This is a genomic window from Dialister sp. (assembly GCF_051885895.1).
Lineage (GTDB): Bacteria > Bacillota > Negativicutes > Veillonellales > Dialisteraceae > Dialister.
Map to the genome: position 1 here is coordinate 18,441 of NZ_JBJEXP010000002.1, position 18,099 is coordinate 36,539.

15 protein-coding genes are annotated in these 18,099 nt (G+C 44.5%); 14 read left to right on the forward strand and 1 reads right to left on the reverse strand.

Annotated features, from left to right (window positions below; genetic code table 11):
• Positions 1-26 precede the first annotated feature (26 nt).
• Positions 27-1,487, reverse strand: a complete 1,461-nt coding sequence (locus ACI4N7_RS00115) for a carbon starvation CstA family protein (RefSeq protein WP_439731334.1) — start codon at positions 1,485-1,487, stop codon at positions 27-29.
• A 757-nt stretch (positions 1,488-2,244) separates the two neighbouring features.
• On the opposite strand from ACI4N7_RS00115, the gene rplM reads away from it, so the two are divergent.
• From rplM to ACI4N7_RS00185, 14 genes are all read left to right on the forward strand, one after another.
• Complete coding sequence (gene rplM / locus ACI4N7_RS00120; protein ID WP_296097056.1) at positions 2,245-2,685, forward strand: 50S ribosomal protein L13; 441 nt, start codon at positions 2,245-2,247, stop codon at positions 2,683-2,685.
• 22 nt (positions 2,686-2,707) lie between these two features.
• Positions 2,708-3,100, forward strand: a complete 393-nt coding sequence (gene rpsI, locus ACI4N7_RS00125; protein ID WP_008859421.1) for a 30S ribosomal protein S9 — start codon at positions 2,708-2,710, stop codon at positions 3,098-3,100.
• Positions 3,101-3,271: 171 nt separating this feature from the next.
• On the forward strand, positions 3,272-4,762 hold the full coding sequence (locus ACI4N7_RS00130) for a hypothetical protein (RefSeq protein ID WP_439731335.1): 1,491 nt from the start codon (positions 3,272-3,274) through the stop codon (positions 4,760-4,762).
• A gap of 17 nt (positions 4,763-4,779) precedes the next feature.
• Positions 4,780-5,367, forward strand: coding sequence for an XTP/dITP diphosphatase (locus ACI4N7_RS00135; protein ID WP_439731336.1), 588 nt, complete (start codon positions 4,780-4,782; stop codon positions 5,365-5,367).
• 162 nt (positions 5,368-5,529) lie between these two features.
• The gene (gene speD / locus ACI4N7_RS00140; protein ID WP_439731337.1) at positions 5,530-6,297 is read left to right on the forward strand and encodes an adenosylmethionine decarboxylase; all 768 of its coding nucleotides are present in this window, start codon (positions 5,530-5,532) and stop codon (positions 6,295-6,297) included.
• 31 nt (positions 6,298-6,328) lie between these two features.
• Positions 6,329-7,540, forward strand: a complete 1,212-nt coding sequence (locus ACI4N7_RS00145; protein ID WP_439731338.1) for an NAD(P)-dependent malic enzyme — start codon at positions 6,329-6,331, stop codon at positions 7,538-7,540.
• Positions 7,541-7,824: 284 nt separating this feature from the next.
• On the forward strand, positions 7,825-9,336 hold the full coding sequence (locus tag ACI4N7_RS00150; protein WP_439731339.1) for a CCA tRNA nucleotidyltransferase: 1,512 nt from the start codon (positions 7,825-7,827) through the stop codon (positions 9,334-9,336).
• Complete coding sequence (locus ACI4N7_RS00155; RefSeq protein WP_439731340.1) at positions 9,317-11,287, forward strand: penicillin-binding protein; 1,971 nt, start codon at positions 9,317-9,319, stop codon at positions 11,285-11,287. The genes ACI4N7_RS00150 and ACI4N7_RS00155 overlap by 20 nt, the downstream gene beginning before the upstream one ends.
• Before the next feature lie 248 nt (positions 11,288-11,535).
• A complete protein-coding gene (locus ACI4N7_RS00160) occupies positions 11,536-13,203 on the forward strand; it encodes a formate--tetrahydrofolate ligase (protein ID WP_439731341.1) in 1,668 nt (555 codons plus the stop codon).
• 1 nt (position 13,204) lies between these two features.
• Entirely contained in the window at positions 13,205-14,065 is an 861-nt protein-coding gene (locus tag ACI4N7_RS00165; protein WP_439731342.1) for a bifunctional 5,10-methylenetetrahydrofolate dehydrogenase/5,10-methenyltetrahydrofolate cyclohydrolase, read from the forward strand.
• 153 nt (positions 14,066-14,218) lie between these two features.
• Positions 14,219-15,073, forward strand: coding sequence for a mechanosensitive ion channel family protein (locus tag ACI4N7_RS00170; RefSeq protein ID WP_439731343.1), 855 nt, complete (start codon positions 14,219-14,221; stop codon positions 15,071-15,073).
• Between the two features lie 88 nt (positions 15,074-15,161).
• Positions 15,162-15,680 carry a hypothetical protein gene (locus tag ACI4N7_RS00175; protein ID WP_439731344.1) on the forward strand — a complete coding sequence of 173 codons (519 nt, stop codon included), beginning with the start codon at positions 15,162-15,164 and terminating at the stop codon, positions 15,678-15,680.
• Complete coding sequence (locus tag ACI4N7_RS00180) at positions 15,680-16,978, forward strand: glutathionylspermidine synthase family protein (RefSeq protein WP_439731345.1); 1,299 nt, start codon at positions 15,680-15,682, stop codon at positions 16,976-16,978. The genes ACI4N7_RS00175 and ACI4N7_RS00180 overlap by 1 nt, the downstream gene beginning before the upstream one ends.
• A gap of 166 nt (positions 16,979-17,144) precedes the next feature.
• Positions 17,145-17,681, forward strand: a complete 537-nt coding sequence (locus ACI4N7_RS00185; protein WP_439731346.1) for a biotin transporter BioY — start codon at positions 17,145-17,147, stop codon at positions 17,679-17,681.
• Positions 17,682-18,099 lie beyond the last annotated feature (418 nt).

The following is an 18,099-nucleotide window of genomic DNA, read 5'->3' on the forward strand; positions in this document are numbered from 1 at the left end:
CGCAAAAGCGGGACTTTTTATTGCTTTTAATTCAGCGTGGATTCCATGGTGCCGTCGCATTCTCTTTCTGCATTTTTCTTGAAGACTGTCTTCTTCAGGAAGAGGAGGAGGCATACAGCGCCGAACAGGATGCCTGCGGGGTAGGTGATGGAAGGATCCATCTGGAGGCCTTCCTTGGCCTGCAGGATATAGGTGAAGGTAACCACGGACATGAATGTGGCAGGAATGCAGGCTATGAGCCATGCATAACGATTAGCACACTGATGATAGAGGTAAACAGAGCCTGTCCAAAGAACGATCATGGCAAGTGTCTGGTTTGTCCAGGAGAAATAACGCCATACAATATTGAAGTCAATCTGAGAAAGAAGACCGCCGATAGCCAGAAGCGGTACAGCAAAAGCAAGACGTTTAGCTGTTTTCTGCTGATCAATATGGAACCAGTCGGACAGTGTCAGACGAGCTGCACGGAATGCCGTATCACCGGAAGTAATGGGGCAGGCGATGACTCCAAGCATGGCCAGAATAGCACCAATACCTGTTCCCATATATCCTACACAGATATCATATACTGCACCGCCGGGGCCGCCAGCTTTCAACACAGCCTGCAGACCACCGGTACCGTCAAAGAATGTAACGCCGGCTGCAGCCCAAATCAGGCAGATAATACCTTCGGCAACCATGGCACCGTAGAATACAGGACGGCCAAGGCGTTCATCCTTCAGGCAGCGGGCCATGATAGGAGATTGAGTGGAATGGAATCCGGAAATAGCGCCGCAGGCAACAGTAATGAACATAAGAGGCCAGATAGGCAGCTGATTTTCTCCAGGATACAGATTGGCAAGGACCATTTCCGGCATTACATGACCATCTACCCCCATGAGCATGCCTCCGGCAATACCAAGTGCCATGATAATCAGGCAGATCCCGAAAATCGGATAGAAACGGGCGATAATCTTGTCTACAGGAAGGAGCGTAGCCAGGAAATAATAGAAAAGGACGATAAGAAGCCAGGGAAGAACCTGCCAGCCGGTAAGCTTGGAGAGAAGCATGGCCGGACCGGTCATAAACACGGTACCAACAAGCACAAGCAGAATTACCGAGAAAAACCGCATAATGGTCAGCATGGTATGTCCCATATGACACCCGACGATTTCAGAAATACTATGGCCATCTTCCCGGATAGACATCATGCCGGAAAGATAATCGTGGACGCCACCGGCAAAAATAGTTCCCAGAACGATCCAGAGATAAACGGAAGGTCCCCAGAGTGCACCGCCAAGAGCGCCGAAAATAGGGCCGAGACCGGCAATGTTTAAAAGCTGAATTAAAAATACCTTCCACGTGGGTAGAGGAATATAGTCAACGCCGTCATTGTGAATCAGGGCAGGGGTTCTGCGGCTGGTAGGTCCGAAGAGACGGTCTACCACAGCACCGTAAATGAAATATCCCGCTACCAGGGCAGCCAGGGCAAGTAAGAAAGTAGTCAATGGAATGCCTCCTTGCAATGTTGTGAATACAAAATAAAAATAATTTCTGTAAAATCCCCTGAAGACAGAAGTCTTTATGAAATAAATAAAAAAACACCACGCAGCTTAACGGTCTTATTAATCCATCTCCTCTCGTCAGAGTGCAGAATGACTATTCGTAATAGAAAGGGAATATTATGAGTAAAGCACATATACGATGCCATCTGCTTCTGATTAGATGATTCGTACGCATAATACAATATAACGAAATAAAGAGTCCGTCAATAGTACAAATAGAGTATATTTTTTCTTGAAATGCGACAAATAAAAGTAACAGATATCATTTATACTTCTAAATGATATAAACACTAAACCTTATAACTTAAACAGATAGGTAAATCCAATAAAAGCGAATGTAGAAAATCATATATAATACATATATAAAAAACACAAAAAAGAAAGCCGTAAAAGGGATAGTGTACATATAACTGATATAAAGTGACATTAAACATAGAAATAAAAAAAATCTATATCTGAATTCCGAATATGAATGAGTTATAGTGCAGTGCTTTTTATGGTGAGGTTTTTGTGTCTCTTGAATCATCAAACAGCTGATTTAACGCTTTTGAGACTTCTGTAAAAACATATAAAAAATAATTTGACAGGATTATCAGAAAAGGTTATAATACTCCTTGTGAGATTTGTCCGGAAACCACTAGCCCCGGAGGAAGGACGATGTCTTGCGGTTCTGTTTTTTATTCAGGAGGAATCATTTATAATGAAAACCACATTTATGGCCAATGCGGGCAATATTACCCGTAAATGGTATATCGTAGATGCTGATGGACTGACCGTTGGCCGCCTTGCTGCTAACGTTGCAAAAGTTCTGTCCGGCAAAAATAAACCTACCTACACACCGCATGTTGATACCGGTGACAATGTCATCATCATCAATGCAGACAAAGTCGTTCTGACAGGCAAGAAAGAACTGAAAAAAGTTTACTTCCATTACACCGGTTACATCGGTGGCGACAGATACCAGAAGGCAGGAGATGCTCTTCGTGAAAGACCGGTATGGGTTGTTGAACATGCAATCCGCGGCATGCTTCCGAAGAACAAGCTCGGCGCTCAGATGTATCGTAAGCTTCATGTCTATGCAGGCAGCGAACATCCGCATGCAGCACAGAAACCTGAAGAATTAAAGTTTGATATCCGTTAACCGGAAGGGAAGGAAATAAGAAATGGCAGAAGCTACATACTACGGCACTGGCCGCAGAAAGACATCCGTTGCCAGAGTCCGTCTGGTACCGGGACAGGGTAATATTACTATCAATGGCCGTGATCTGAAAGATTACTTCGATCTGGCTACTCTTGAACTCATCATTAAACAGCCGCTGGAACTGACAGGGACCACCTCCGCTTATGACGTAATCGCTAATGTACAGGGCGGTGGACGTACCGGCCAGGCAGGTGCTATCCGTCATGGCATTTCCAGAGCACTGCTGGATGTAGATGCAGATTACAGAAAAGTACTGAAGAGTGCAGGACTGCTTACCCGCGATCCGAGAATGAAAGAACGTAAGAAATACGGCCTTAAGAAAGCAAGAAAAGCAAGCCAGTTCTCCAAACGTTAATCCGTTGCAGAATGGTGGAACGCTCATGGTTATCCATGGGCGTTTTTCTTTTGAGAAAGTTTTCAGTCTGTTGAATTTTTTGGTGGACGGGAGAGGCACTTTTTAGGGGGAGTAGCCTTTTTCAGCATCTATGTCGTATAATACAAAATAAAGATGCAACAGGAGGAAATTATGATACCGGTAATGACAATGGAAGATATCCATGATGCAACAGAGACTTTTGCCAGGTATGGAGTGCCGGCTGACCGGATTTTCTACGAAATTATGCGGGCACGGTATCTGGATTATGTCCTTTTTTTAAATCCTGCCAATCAGCAGTATGGTATATCTATTGAAGACCTTTACGAAAATATGAAAAAGACCGCAGACCGGCTCGGCATGTACGAAGGAGATGCTGATACATATGTAAGGGTATATACCCTTGCTCTGCGGGTGGATCCTATGGCTTTTGCACCGGGAATACACCAGACTGGAAAGGAAATGGAATCTCTGGTGGAAGAAGCTCTTAAGCGAGCAGAGAAATCCGGAAAGACAGTTCTTTTTTCCGGCGTAGAATCCTATATGGTCTATGCAGCCAGGATAGCGGACCGGCTGCCGGACAAACGGCTGGCTTTTGTGGTAGAAAGTCCTTCCTGGAAAAAGAAACTGCAGCTGGTCTTTCCCCGCTGCCGTCTGCTTACTTCAGATGAACTGAAAGAAGATACCATATCCTATGATTATATTTTCCATTTTGGACATGGGGACAGCAGCGAAGAATTATCTCTTCTTTCACGATTATCGGATGAAGGAACGATGGATTGGATTCTCCCTTATCCGGCTTTTTCCATTTCTGATGTTTCTATGGAAAACATTAAGAAAGAAATTCTTTCCGAAAAAAAGATGGAAGCCTATTATGATCTTTCTTTGGGAGGCCTTGAATACGCTTTCCTTCGTTTTGGAGAGAAGAAAAAGCAGTCCATCTCTTTTGGCAATGTCATATTTGCGGAAAAAGCCTGCCGCTTTTTTGAAATGCTCAGACTGCCTTTTGATTCCTTTGCGCAGGCTGATGAATGGAATTATGACGTATATATTTATAATGCATTTCCGGCGCTGCAGGCTATTCTGGCAGGAAATATCCTTCAGATGGATCATGCCGTGGAGCAGGAGTTTAAGATAATTACCAAAGAAACTATTCCAGAGGGACAGTATTCTCTTCTTACAACTGCCTCCATAACAGATTCGGAAATCCGAAAAGATGAAGTCAAAGCTTTCCTCTCGGATGGAAAGAAAGAAGGGATTCTTCTTCAGGAAGGAGATCTGGCCATTTCAGTCCATAAAGGTCAAATCCATTTGCTTCCTGTGGAGGAAGGAAATGTGTATATGGCAGGGGATCAGGTATTTGGACTCAGAAGTAAAGGAAAATATTCAGCCTGGTACTTAAAATTGTATCTTGACGGTCCGGTAGGGCATCTTTTCCTGAACACTATGAAAGCAGGAGAAGAGTATGCCTTTACGCTTTCCCGTTTTCTGAGGATACCTCTTCCTGTATCTGATGAGCATACTATTGCAGAGAGCAGCAGGATGGCAAGGGAAGCGGTGTCTAATTTGGCGGATGCAGAGGAAAATTGGCGAAAGGCGAAGAGAAACGCAGTGGGCCTTATGATGGGGCACTCGTTAACATAAATGAAAGGAAGCACTATATGAAAATTGTTTTAGCAACCCATAATAAAGGTAAAATCAGAGAATTTCAGAAAGCTTTTTCTGAAATCGGATGGGAAGCGATTCCCATAGCAGACGTAGCTCATGTTCCGGAACCGGAAGAAACGGGAACTTCCTTTAAGGAAAATGCACTTATAAAGGCTCGTTATTATGCCAAAGCTGTTCATCTTCCGGTCCTGTCCGATGATTCGGGAATTATTGCTGACGTTTTAGGGGACAAACCGGGAATTTATTCCGCTCGTTATGCCGGAGTCCATGGGGATGATGAGGCAAATAACCAAAAGCTGATCCGCGACCTTTCTTCTTATACAGGAGATGACCGCAAAGGCCGGTATGTTTGTGTCGTGGCTCTGGTGTGGCCTGATGGCAGGGAATTGACGGCAGAAGGAACCTGTGAAGGGATAATTCGTGATTTTTATCAGGGCCAGGGTGGATTTGGTTATGATCCTCTCTTTTATCTGCCTCAGTATGGTAAAACCATGGCAGAACTTCCTATGGAAGAAAAGAATAAAATCAGCCATCGCGGCAGAGCTTTACGTGCCCTGCTGGAAGAACTGAAAAAAGAATAGAAATGAATAGAAATGAATAGGTTACTATAAAGTTATAGAGTTTACACTTATTGATACTTAAAAGGTATACCTATTGATAGCCTATTTTAATTTATATAACCTTATGTTATAATTTGAGTGTTCCACCAGATGGGACAGATGGGGGAGGTGTCAGTTTACTTCATGAAAAGGAGTAAGCTTAAACTTTACGGATTCAATAACCTGACGAAGACTCTGAGCTTCAATATGTATGATATCTGCTATGCCAGTACAGAAGAGGAGAGAAAAAAGTACATTGCTTATATTGATGAGCAGTACAGTGCCGAAAGACTGACTAAAATTCTTCAGAAAGTGGCCGATACCATTGGTGCGCAGGTTTTGAACATCGCCCAGCAGGACTATGATCCCCAGGGAGCCAGTGTAACAATGCTCATTGCGGAAGAAGAAGTGGAAAGACAGGATGTGGTGGCCCATTTGGATAAAAGCCATATTACGGTGCATACTTATCCTGAAATGCATCCGCAGGATGGTATCTGTACTTTCCGGGCTGATATTGATGTATCCACCTGTGGTCAGATTTCGCCTTTAAATGCTTTGAACTTCCTTCTTCGCTCCTTTGATGCAGATATTGTCATTACGGACTATCGGGTAAGAGGCTTTACCCGGGATGTAAGGGGCAAGAAAATCTTCATTGATCATAGGATCAATTCCATTCAGAATTACATGGCACCGGAACTTCGGCATAAATATGACATGATTGATGTCAATGTTTACCAGGAAAATATTTTCCATACGAAAATGCTTCTTCATGATTTTCATTTGGATAACTATCTTTTTGATATGACAGAAAATGACCTGGATAAAAAAGAAGTGAAAAGAATCCGCCGGCTGCTGAAACAGGAAATGTATGAAATTTTCAATGGCAGAAATATGCCTGCCATTAAAGACTGATTGTATTCTTTTATTTTATAAGGAGGAAAAAATGGATACAGCAGAACTGAAAAAAGAAGCTATTGCGCTTAGAAAAGAAAAGCATCAGATGATTAAGACTGCATTAAATGCAGATATGAAAGATGGACATGATCTGGCTATCGTTTATACGCCCGGTGTTTCTGCTCCCTGTCTGGAAATCAAAAAAGATGAAGATCTTTCTCTGGAAATGACCTGGAGAGGCAATGTGGTGGCAGTTATTTCTGATGGTACCCGTGTTCTTGGTCTGGGAGATATCGGAGCTGCTGCAGCTATGCCTGTTATGGAAGGAAAGTCTGCTCTGTATAAGAGATTTGGCAATATTGATGCGATTCCGATTGTTTTGGATACAAAGGATAAAGATGAATTTATTCATACAGTAAAACTTCTGGAAAAGAATTTTGCCGGCATCAACCTGGAAGATATTTCTTCTCCGAAATGCTATGATATTGAAGATGAGCTGAAAAAAATCATGAATATTCCTGTATTCCATGATGACCAGCATGGCACAGCCATTGCCGCTTTGGCAGCTCTTCTTGGGGCACTGAAAGTGACTGGTAAAAAGATTGATGAAATCAAGGTTGTTATGAATGGTGCCGGTGCAGCAGGTACTGCTATTGCCAGACTGCTTCTGGAAGATGGTGTAAAACCGGAAAATATGACAGTCCTTAACTCTAAAGGCATTCTTTATGACAATGGAAACCGGGATCGGGTACAGCTGGAACTGATTCATAAAACCAATCCGGAAAACAGGCAGGGCACTTTTGCCGATGCAGTTAAAGGTGCTGATGTACTTATCGGCTGCTCTGCGCCTGGCGTATTCAATAATGATGCAATCAAGACAATGGCGGATAAGAGCATTGTCTTTGCAATGGCCAATCCGGTACCGGAAATTATGGAAGAAGAAGCAAAAGCCAAAGGAGTTTATATTTATGGCTCCGGTCGAAGCGATATGCATAACCAGGTAAACAACTCTTCCGTATTCCCCGGACTTTTCCGCGGTGCATTGGATGTGAGGGCCCGTCAGATTAATGAAGAAATGAAGCTGGCCGCTGCTCATGCACTGGCTGATCTGGCTACCAAGTGTACGCTGGATCCGGACCATGTGGTGGTCGATGTATTTGATGAAAGAGTTCCTCATGAAGTGGCCAAAGCCGTAGCTAAAGCTGCCATTGCTTCCGGCGTGGCCAGAGTTACTGAACTTCCGGAACAGTACAAGGACTGAGGAATTATTTCCTTTGACTTTTTCTAAATCCACAGACAGTCAACTGCTGACTGTCTGTGGATTTTTGTTTTTGTGGAGAGGAAACTCAGGGCAGTATAGATTTTTATCCATACTCCTGATGAAATCCGGTTCTGCTGATCATGGGGCATCTGTCTTGCAAAGCCCTTTTCTCCTATTCTCCAGAAGTATATAATAGAAATACATACCAAATATATATGCTCTGCCTGTGAAAGCGAATTTCAAATGCTTTCTGGAGTGCAGAAGCGTAGGAAAGGCAGTTTCGGATGGACTTAATACATCATTTCGTTTCTCGTATTCGTCAGGTCGGGTTTCAGGATCTTTCAGAAGAGGAGAGAAAGGGAAAAATAGATGAGGGCGCACTTGCCATTCTCCAGGGATTAGAAGGTGCAGGCAGGGAAGCTTACATAGTAGGCGGCTGCGTGCGAGATCTTCTCATGGGATTGTCTCCCCATGACTGGGATATTACTACGTCCGCCCGTCCAGATGAAATTGCCCGGATAGCGTCAGCGCATGGATGGAAAACGTTTGACGGCGGAGGAAGACGCTTTGGTACGGTGATCGTAGTGCGGAAAGACCAAAGTTATGAAGTTACTACTTTTCGCAGAGAGTTTTACGGTGACGATTCTCACAGGCCCCTGTCCGTATCATTTGCGGATACACTGGAAGAAGATGTAAGCCGCCGTGATTTTTCGGTGAACGCCATGGCAGTGGATAGAGACGGCTGTCTTTATGATTATTTCAATGGATTGTCAGATCTGAAGAATAAAAAGCTACGTACCGTAGGAGATGCAGAAAGCCGTTTCAAAGAAGATGCTCTTCGGCTTTTTCGCGCCTGCCGTTTTTTAGGACAACTTGATTTCATGGCGGACAGCAGACTGGTGGAAGGAATGGAAGCCGCTTTTCCCAGGGTCAGTGGGCTGTCTCTGGAACGGGTTAGAGATGAAATAGACCGCCTTCTGCTGACACCTCATGCGGCTCGCGGGTTGGATCTTCTGGTACGGAGTGGACTGAATAATCTCTCCTGCCGGATTCGGGAAAATGGTACTTTCACTGAGGTTCCCATTCTTCCGGAACTTTCTCATCTGGTGGGACTGCCGCAGCAGAAGGAATTTCATAAATATGATGGCTGGTATCATACTCTGGCTGTAGTGGATGCATCCGCACCTCTTCCGGTAAACCGTTGGGCCGCCCTGCTCCATGATGTAGGAAAAGGAATGCCTGGAATTCGAGCTGTGCGCAAAGGAAAACTGACAGATTATGGGCATGATACAAAAGGGGCTTTAATGGCTCGGGACATTCTGACCCGCTGGCGGAAACCTGCCGATTTTATTGATCGAGTGGTATGGCTGGTGGAGAATCATATGAAGTTTCACTATTTTGCCAATTTCCAGGATGCCAATGCAGTGAAATGGATGCGCAGTCTGGCACGGAGCGGGACATTCCGTTCTTCCGCTGATATGGCAGAAGCTTTTCGACAGATGACAGATCTGGGAAATGCAGATATTATCGGATGTGGACGCCCACTTTCCGCTACAGAAGGCCATAGTGCTTTTGGAAAATATATGGAAGATCTTGCCATGACTATACCGGTTACTACTCGGGAACTTCATTATGGCAGAGAGGTGCCTGAAGTGCTGGGCAGTCTTACAGGGGAAGGTATGAAAAACCTTCTTCTCCGCGTACAGAATGGAAATCTGAAAAATGAACCTGCTGCTCTCTATGATGCAGCAGTAAGATTTAAGAGGAGAAGGGACCATGAAAAAGGAACTGCCTAGAAATCGGATGCGGAAGCGAAGCCTGGGACTTTCGTTCGTCATCTGTCTTATAGGAGGACTTTTACTTCTTCGTCTTATGTGGGTGCAAATCGTACAGGGACATCGGTATGAAGAAATGGCTATGAACCAGACAGAAGGCATACAGACGCTCTATTCACCCCGCGGTACAATTTTTGACCGCAACGGAAGAGAACTGGCCTTTTCTATTATGGTTAAATCTTTCTACGCCGATCCCGGTACCATGAACGTCAGTCCGGAAGAAGCAGCTAAAGAACTGGCGCCGCTCCTGCATCGGAAAGAGGGGGATCTGGCAAAGGATCTGTCTCAAGATACACGGTTTGTCTGGCTGGAACGGGTTATGGATCCTGAAGATTCGGATAAAGTAGAAAACCTGATTAAAGAAAAGAAATGGAAAGGGTTTGGATTCTTCGATGAAAGCCGAAGATTTTATCCTAATGGATCTATGGCAGCCAATGTCCTTGGTTTTGTAGGCCTTGATGATAAAGGGCTGGACGGGCTGGAAATGTCTCTGGATGATCTGATCCGCGGCGGAGCGAATAAACAGCATATATTAACTGATGCCAGAGGAAATCCTATCCTGAAGTCAGCCATGGCTCCCTATAAGGCTAAAAAAGAAAAATCAGTTTATCTTACCATTGATCAGAATATCCAGTTCTATGCGGAACGGGCACTGGACCGGGCCATGACAGCCACCCATGCAGGGGGAGGCATCATTATTGTCATGGATCCTAAAACGGGAGCTATCCTGGCTCTTGGAAATCGTCCGTCTTATGATCCAAACCATTATGACAAAGCTACGGAAGCGGAATTTAAAAACCGTGCAGTCGTAGATATTTATGAGCCGGGGTCCACATTTAAGCCTATTATAGCTTCTGCAGCTCTTTCTGCCGGTACTTATGATACGACCAGAGTCTGGCATGATCCCGGGGCAGTCTGGGCGTCCGGGCATGCGATCCGCAATTGGAATGATGAATCCTATGGTGATGTCCGTCTGGTTGATATTTTGAAATTTTCCATAAATACAGGCTTTGCTCATATCGGCCTCCTGACAGGCGGAGATACACTGACGGAGTATGCAAAAAAATTTGGCTTCGGCAAGCCTACAGGCATCGAACTTCCCGGTGAAGGAAGCGGCATTCTTTTTGAACCTAAAGACATGCGTCCTATTGATGTAGCCACCATGTCAATCGGTCAGGGAATTGCAGTGACGCCGCTGCAGATGGTGCAGGCCTACAGCGCTATTGCCAATGGCGGGAAAATGGTGAAGCCTCATATTATACAATCCATCAAAAATGCAGATGGCTCGGATTACAAAGTGACACCGGTGGAATACAGCGGGGATCCTATTTCTCAGAAGGTAGCCGATGATGTGAAGGATATGATGGAAAAGGAAGTATCCGAAGGCGGCGGGACGAATGCCAAAGTTCCAGGATATCATATGGCAGGGAAGACCGGCACGGCCCAAAAGCTGGATCCGGTGAACGGCGGCTATCTGAATGGCCAGTATATAGCTTCTTTCTGCGGATTTGGACCTACGGAAGATGCCAAGGCCATATGCCTTGTTGTGCTTGATACGCCGAAAGGAACTTACTACGGCGGTCAGGTGGCAGCGCCGGTTTTTAAGGAAGCTATGACGCAGATTATGCGCTATCTTAAAGTTCCGACTCTGGATGATCAGAGCATTCATGCTAAACCTCAGAACAAGCCTATTGAACTGTACAAGCCTAAGCTTCCACCGGAGAATGCCAGGGAATTCCGTCTTCCCAGCTTCACCGGCTGGTCCATGAGAGATGTAGGAGAATGGCTGACCAGAGCAGGGCTTGGATTCCAGCCTGATGGCAGTGGATTTGCTGACAGGCAGGATCCGGGAATCGGAGCTCGGGTAAAGAGAGGAGATAATGTGAAGGTTCATTTTTCACACCATGACTAGGGACATACTGATTGAATTATTATTGAGGTTCTTTTTGCACGTTGATTTTCATAAGATATACAGGATGCCTGTATAGGTATCCTGTATCAAAATACTTGTGAAATTTGACTTTGCAAATTCATCATTTTTTCGCTGGTATCGGGTAAAGATTTCAGTCAAAGCTTCTGTATAAACGATGTGTTTCGTATGCTATAATAAAAAAAGCTATAACAATTTTTTAGCGGTTGGGCATTGAAGGAGTGGAAACGATGTTAAGTGATATTGAAATTGCACAGAAAGCAAAATTAAAACCGATTGAAGAAATTGGTGCTTCCATTGGTATTCCTGCAGAAGATCTCGAAAATTATGGCCCTTATAAGGCAAAGATCTCATTAAAACTGACAAAAGAGTTGGAAAAGAACCCCATGGGTCACCTGATCCTTGTTACCGCCATGTCACCCACTCCTGCGGGTGAAGGGAAAACAACCACTACTGTAGGACTTGGACAGGCATTGGCACAGCTTGGAAAGAAAACAATGATCTGTCTTCGTGAACCTTCTCTTGGCCCCTGCATGGGTGTTAAGGGAGGCGCTGCCGGCGGCGGTTATTCCCAGGTAGTTCCTATGGAAGATATTAACCTTCATTTTACCGGAGATCTTCATGCCATTACCGCAGCCAATAATCTTCTGGCTGCCATGATTGACAACCACATTCAGCAGGGCAATGCCCTGGGCATTGATCCGAGACGGGTTGTCTGGAAACGTGTAGAGGATATGAATGACCGCGTACTTCGTCATATTGTAGTAGGCCTTGGCGGTCACGCCAATGGAGTTCCCAGAGAAGACGGGTTTGATATTACTGTAGCCTCTGAAGTGATGGCTATCCTTTGCCTGGCAGATTCTATTCATGATATGAAGGAGCGTTTTGCTAAAATTATTGTGGCCTATACCTATGACAATCAGCCTGTAACAGCAGGTGATATCCATGCCCAGGGGGCTATGGCTGCTTTGATGAAGGATGCGCTGAAACCGAATCTGGTTCAGACACTTGAGCATGTACCGGCCTTTATTCACGGAGGACCCTTCGCTAATATTGCTCACGGATGTAATTCTGTCCTTGCTACCCGCACAGCTCTTCATCTGGCAGATTACGTGGTAACGGAAGCGGGATTCGGTGCTGATCTGGGGGCTGAAAAATTCCTGGATATCAAGTGCCGTTTTGCCGGATTGAAACCTGAAGCAGCCGTTCTGGTAGCTACCATCCGCGCTCTTAAAATGAATGGTGGAAAAGCGAAGAATGAATTGACTAAATCCGATCCGGAAGCGGTAAAGAAAGGGCTGCCCAATCTGCTTCGCCATATTTCCAACCTGAAGAAGTTTGGACTTCCTATTGTGGTGGCACTGAATATGTTCCCCAGTGATACGGCGGAAGAAAAGAAAGTTATTGAAGATGCCTGCGCGGAAGCAGGAGTTCCGGTAGCGGAATCCACTGTCTTTGTAGATGGCGGCAAAGGTGGTCTTGATCTTGGCAGGAAGGTGCTGGAAGCCATTGACAGGGGCTCAGACTATAAACCGCTTTATGATCTTGATCTTCCCTTGAAAGATAAGATTGAAACGATTGCCAAGAAAATTTATGGTGCCGGAAGCGTACAGTATGACAGTGCTGCAGAAAAGGAATTGAAACATATTGAAGACATGGGCTTCCGTAATGTTCCTGTATGCATTGCCAAAACGCCGGCGTCCTTCAGTGATGATCCTGCTCTGTTAGGAGCACCTTCCGGCTTTGTTCTTCATGTACGGGAAGTCAAAATTTCAGCGGGCGCAGGGTTTGTAGTAGTTCTTACCGGTAAGGTTATGACTATGCCCGGACTGCCGAAACATCCGGCAGCAGAACGGATTGATGTAGATGATGATGGAAATATCACAGGACTGTTCTAAAATGGCAGAAATCTTAGATGGAAAAGAAACGGCAGCTTCTCTCGAAAAGGTTCTAAAAGAGAGACTGGCTGCTTTAAGAGAAAAACATTATGAACCCAAGCTGGCCATTATTCTGGCCGGGAACAGCAAGCCTTCCGCCATGTATGCATCTTTTATGCAGAAAGTGGCCAAAGGCTATGGAATTGAATCGGAAATTTTCCGGGAGTCAGAAGATATTACAGAGGAAGAACTCGGAAGCCTGATCACTGATTTGAGCCATGATCGTGAAATAACAGGAATCCTTATGATGATGCCGCTTCCAGCCGGAATCAATGCAGAAAAGATGATTTCCCTCATAGATCCTGACAAGGATGTAGATGGTCTTACAGATACCAATGCAGGTAGGCTCTTTGCCGGCAAAGAAGGTCTCTTTGGATGCACTCCCCGGGCAGTGATGGCTATTCTTGACCATTATGGAATCAATCCGGATGGAAAGAAGGCAGTGGTTATAGGGCGAAGCAATGTCATAGGAAAACCGGTTTCCCTCATGCTTTTGAAAAGAAATGCTACTGTTACCATCTGTCATTCCCATACGAAAAATTTGAAGGAAACAGCTCGGCAGGCGGATATCCTTGTAGCCGCAGTCGGTCACGCAGGTGCCATTACGACGGATATGGTGAAACCGGGAGCTGTTGTCATTGACGTAGGCATTAACCGGGTCAATGGGAAAACAGTAGGAGATGTGGATTTTGAGGCGGTTTCAGAAACGGCCGGAGCCATTACTCCTGTTCCCGGCGGTGTAGGCAGTGTAACGACTACTATGGTGATTGAAAATATTATTGCTGCCGGTGAAAGACAGGCTGCAGGAAAAGCAGATATTTAACCGAAGTTATATTTCCAAAGTAAAAGCGGTGTTCTTATGAAACACCGCTTTTACTTTGGGAGCAGGTTATTTCATAAGTATGATAAAATAAAGAAACAGAGATTGAATTAATGAATCAGGATTTATGTTTTTTATGCAGAAAGGATTTTTCTATTGGAAACAAATGCAGTGACAAAAGTAGTAACCGATGAAATCGGTATTACTGCTAAATTTATCAGCGATTTGAAATTATTTGCTCTGACAAAGGGACTGGATATTATTGAAGCGGTTATCTTATTTGCTGTAGGTTATATCATCTGCCGGTATATCCGTAAAGCAGTGGAACATATCCTGGAAAAGAGCAATGTGGATCCTTCAGCCAAGACATTTATTTCAGAAATTATATTTTTCTTCTGCCTTGCAATTGTAGCCATCGTGTCCCTGGGAACTGCCGGGGTAGCGGCCGGAACGCTGGCAGCGGCCTTCGGCGGCATTGGCCTTGCTATTGCTCTGGGGCTTAAGGATAATATCGGAAATGTGGCTTCCGGCATTTTTATTCTGATTTTCCGCCCTTTCCGCGTAGGGGATTATATTCAGGTTGGATCCAGCCAGGGAACGGTTACAGATATCCGTATCATGTATACCCTGATTTCTACTTTAGGAAACCAGATGATTGTTATTCCGAATTCTTCTCTTATTAACAGCGTAATTAAAAATTATTCTGCCTTTGAGACAAGGAATCTGGAATTTACATTTGATGTAGGATACGATACTAACCTGCCTGACTGCATTGCTCTTTTAAAAAAGATTTTTACAGAGGACAGTTTTGTACTGAATAAAGATAATCTTCCGATTTATGTTAATTCTCTGGCGGAATCGTCTATCCGCATTTATGTAAGAGCGCAGGTAGACCGGCAGAAATATTATGATGCCCAGAATGAACTGTATATCAAAGTGAAAGAAGGTTTCGATCAGGCAGGCATAGATATTCCTTTTCCCCAGATTGTGGTGCATCAGGCAAAGAATTAATACAGAAAATGCATCGGTGCTTTTTGGCAAAAGGGGATTTGGAGCAGTGAAACCTGATTTTTTACCGTATCAATAAAGGAGACAGGGCATGTATAGAAGTGCTAGGACAGCAGCCATACTGGCTGCTTTTATGGCGGCCGGAGGTGCTGCTGTTATGATGGCAGGCTGCGGGCAGGAGCAGAAGGTGGAGGAAAATACTCTGACTGATGAGAATGGCAGGACCTATCATCTCATTAAGAATGCAGATGGGACAGAAACAGCCAGGTATGATAATGGAGAAGAAGTAACTTTCCGGCGGGATGAAAATGATAATCTTCAGTATGTATCCGGTGCTTCCAGTCTGCTGCCGCTCCTGATGATGAGTTATTTCCTCTTTCATGGAATTAACGGTTATTCAGGTCATTACGACAGAAATACCGGCAGTGTACTGAATGACAGACCTGCCTATACAGAGCAGAAACAGCAGAATACCAGCAGCGGATCTTATAATAAAAATAAGGATTCATCCTATACATCCGGCAAGTCCAATGGGGATTCTACCGTTAAAGCACCGGCAGGAGGAAAAACCGGATTTGGCAGTGCCGGTGCCAGAGGAGGTGCGTCCTGATGGAAAAGACTTTTATGGATGAACTGGATAGAAATATTTTTCCCTATGTGGAATACCCGGGGTATCCATTTCGCTATCCTACGCATCTGCCTTTAATTGTAAGCAGGAAACAGATAGAAGAACTGCGTCGAGTCAGCGGGGCACTTTATCATATTTTTGCCAAAGCGGTAAAAAGAGCACAAGACTGTGGGGATGACTTTATGGATGCTATGGAAATTCCTGCAGGACTCAGAAAATACCTGCACCAGGGAAATGCCATGAAAGATCTTCCCACCTGGATTTCTAGATTTGATTATGTCATTGATGAAAAGACAGGACAGATCCGCATGGTGGAAATCAATGCAGATACACCCTGCGCGGAGATTGAAGCATATTATGCCAATGGTGTGGCAGGCAGATATTTCGGAAAAGAAAATCCCAATGCCTTTGAGATGAATGGGCTCCGCAGCTTTATGCTGGATGTATATCTCCGATGCTGTGGAAATATGAACAGCAGGGAACTGGAAGAGCATCCGATTCTTTTTTCCTGCTTTGATGATTATATTGAAGATCTGGGAACCACAAAGTTCCTGATGAATGCCATGAAGGAAGCGGTGCCTGAGGATGTAAGGAGCCATATTCTTTTTGAATCCTTTTATCGTCTGGCGGTGATGGAAGATGGAAGCCCTGCCCTGCCTGACGGCAGAAAGGTTTCTTTTCTATATCGTATGCATCCCATGGAAATTCTTATAGAAGAGCGGGCGGATCAGGATGGATCATCCCTGGGAGAATTGATGATGGACGGCTATATTAATCACCGTTTCCATATGATGAATCCACCGGAATCTATTATTATGCAGTCAAAGGCATTTCAGGCCCTTTTATATGCATTAATGGAAGAACATGCCTTTTTTAATGAAAAAGAACAGGAAATCATCAGGACATATATTCCGGAGTGTTTTTTCCAGAGGGATTTCCGACTGGAAGGAAAAGATAAGAACTCTTTATGGATCAGGAAGCCAGTATGGGGCAGGGAAGGACGTGGCATAGACATTATTAATGGAAACGGGGAAACAGTATACCGGAAAAAAGTAGAAGAAGAGGAAGATATAGTATGTCGGAACAGTGAATCCTGCCTGATCCAGCAGTATATCCCACAGCAGAAGATTGTTACGAAAACAGATGTAGGAATTATGGAGGGATATGTTACTCTGTCCTGCTTTATGCTGGGTGATCGGCCTTCCGCTGTTTATGCCCGCTTCAGCGATGAGAAGATAGCAGGAAATGAAGCATACTGGATACCGGTGCTCTATGAGTGAAACAGCGGGTGATGGTGCGGGAAGAATGTGGTTCATGGATGATTAATATGATTCGGCAGGATAATAGAGCTTGGCCTCTATCATTAACATTTGTTAACTATATAATTATGACAGTTGACAAATTATACTGATGATTTTATAATGAATCCAACAACAGGAGGTCATTATGAATCAGAATCATTCCATCCGCATGCAGGTTTTATGTGCTTTATTTGCCGCAGTAACGGCAGTTTGTTCTCAGATTACCATTCCTATTCAGCCTGTCCCCATCACTCTTGGTACTTTTGCAGTGCTTATGGCGGGAGGATTTTTAGGAAAAAGGTATGGACTTCTTGCAATTATCATCTATCTTCTTTTAGGAATGGCAGGAGTTCCTGTATTTTCCATGATGCGTGCAGGGGTATCAGTTATTGCAGGCCCTTCCGGTGGATTCATCATCGGATTTGCACCTATGGCCTTTGTCGTTGGCCTTGTATCAGAAAAATGGGGATACTCTTTTAAAAATATGATGATTGCTACCATTGCCGGTACAGCAGTTTGCTATGTGATGGGACTGGCATGGTTTATGTTCCTTACCGGCACAGGAATCTGGGCTTCCATGGTGATGTGCATGTTTCCTTTTCTTCCGGGAGATTTCGCCAAAATTCTTCTGGCCTCTTTCCTTGTGAGCAAGTACAGGAGAAGATTGGTTGGTGAATTTTAGGAAGATGCTGTCTATCCGGAAATTGGATGATTTCAGATGGCATTTCTTGCAGAAAATAGGCGGGAAGCAGGAAGCTTTCCGCTTTTTCCGTTTTAAAGAAAACAGGGACTTTTTGTAAAAAAGGTGACAAAATGGAAGAAATCATAAAGGCTCTCTGCCGTACATGGAGGGAAGAATGGCAGGGGATGGTGATGGGAGAATTGAAATACAGGAGAGGAAAGCAGGACCCTTCGAGCAGGTATGATATATCCTTTGAGGGGAATAGAATTATAAAAATTTCTGCGTTTGATCGGGTCGGAGGAGAAAGAATGGATATTCTTTTATTTCCCTTTTCCACACCTGTAAAAAGTGAACCGGCTGCAGGGGATAAGGGGATATTCTGGCGGATCTTTCGGAATGATGAAATAGGAAAATGCAG

Bases quoted from the DNA above. Each gene is read 5' to 3' on its own strand.
- rplM (WP_296097056.1), top strand. From the start codon at position 2,245: ATGAAAACCACATTTATGGCCAATGCGGGCAATATTACCCGTAAATGG.
- rpsI (WP_008859421.1), top strand. From the start codon at position 2,708: ATGGCAGAAGCTACATACTACGGCACTGGCCGCAGAAAGACATCCGTT.
- ACI4N7_RS00130 (WP_439731335.1), top strand. From the start codon at position 3,272: ATGATACCGGTAATGACAATGGAAGATATCCATGATGCAACAGAGACT.
- ACI4N7_RS00135 (WP_439731336.1), top strand. From the start codon at position 4,780: ATGAAAATTGTTTTAGCAACCCATAATAAAGGTAAAATCAGAGAATTT.
- speD (WP_439731337.1), top strand. From the start codon at position 5,530: ATGAAAAGGAGTAAGCTTAAACTTTACGGATTCAATAACCTGACGAAG.
- ACI4N7_RS00145 (WP_439731338.1), top strand. From the start codon at position 6,329: ATGGATACAGCAGAACTGAAAAAAGAAGCTATTGCGCTTAGAAAAGAA.
- ACI4N7_RS00150 (WP_439731339.1), top strand. From the start codon at position 7,825: ATGGACTTAATACATCATTTCGTTTCTCGTATTCGTCAGGTCGGGTTT.
- ACI4N7_RS00155 (WP_439731340.1), top strand. From the start codon at position 9,317: ATGAAAAAGGAACTGCCTAGAAATCGGATGCGGAAGCGAAGCCTGGGA.
- ACI4N7_RS00160 (WP_439731341.1), top strand. From the start codon at position 11,536: ATGTTAAGTGATATTGAAATTGCACAGAAAGCAAAATTAAAACCGATT.
- ACI4N7_RS00165 (WP_439731342.1), top strand. From the start codon at position 13,205: ATGGCAGAAATCTTAGATGGAAAAGAAACGGCAGCTTCTCTCGAAAAG.
- ACI4N7_RS00175 (WP_439731344.1), top strand. From the start codon at position 15,162: ATGTATAGAAGTGCTAGGACAGCAGCCATACTGGCTGCTTTTATGGCG.
- ACI4N7_RS00180 (WP_439731345.1), top strand. From the start codon at position 15,680: ATGGAAAAGACTTTTATGGATGAACTGGATAGAAATATTTTTCCCTAT.
- ACI4N7_RS00185 (WP_439731346.1), top strand. From the start codon at position 17,145: ATGAATCAGAATCATTCCATCCGCATGCAGGTTTTATGTGCTTTATTT.